Raw genomic sequence first — 686 nt, 5'->3', positions numbered from 1 at the left:
CCATATTTCATGGTTGGACATTATGGCGGTTAACGGCGCATTCCCCGGCCGTTTTGTGGCTAAAGACGATGTGGCCAAATGGCCTGTGGTCGGTTATCTCGCCACACAGGCGCAAACGGTTTATGTCTCGCGCAACCGCGGCATCAAAGGTAATTCTGCCAAAATCGCCGGCGTAACCGAAGCGCTGAAAAACGGCGATACCGTTACCATTTTCCCCGAAGGAACCAGTACCGAAGGCCGTGAAATCCTGCCGTTCAAACCCAGCTTTTTTCAGACGGCCTATGATGCAGGCGTACCGATTATTCCTGTACTCTGCCGCTATCCGAATCCGGACGGCAGCAGCCCCAATCCACACACTGCCTACTACGGCGACATCAGCCTCTGGCAATCCATCTGCATGGTCATCAGCCAGCCTTCCAGTACGGTCGAGCTGCATTTCCTCGATCCGATTGAAGCAGGAGAAGACCGCTACGCTACTGCGCTTCACGTACACGCCTTGTTGAGCGAAAAGCAAAAACAGTTGGGCTGATCAAACAAAAGGCCGTCTGAATGTTCAGACGGCCTTTTCCATTATCTTATGTCTTAAGATGAATATTGAACCGAATCGCTACCGCTTTTCTTTTGAATAAATTCAATTTTGTAGCCGTCCGGATCTTCAACAAACGCAATCACAGTCGTACCGTGTT

Annotated in this window: 1 protein-coding gene and 1 pseudogene; one reads left to right on the top strand and one right to left on the bottom strand. The window is 50.7% G+C overall.

Translation table 11 applies throughout. From position 1 onward, the window contains the following. Positions 1-529, top strand: a 529-nt coding sequence (locus tag ACTHUM_RS16870) for a lysophospholipid acyltransferase family protein (protein WP_440403537.1), incomplete at its 5' end; no start/stop codon positions are given. A gap of 53 nt (positions 530-582) precedes the next feature. Here ACTHUM_RS16870 and ACTHUM_RS16865 read toward each other — a convergent pair. Then, positions 583-686 (bottom strand): annotated as a pseudogene (locus ACTHUM_RS16865) (lactoylglutathione lyase); the annotation flags it as partial.

This window comes from Neisseria sp. P0021.S006 (genome assembly GCF_051956895.1).
Note: the sequence above shows the minus strand (reverse complement) of the source record. Positions and strands in the feature narration are given on the sequence as shown.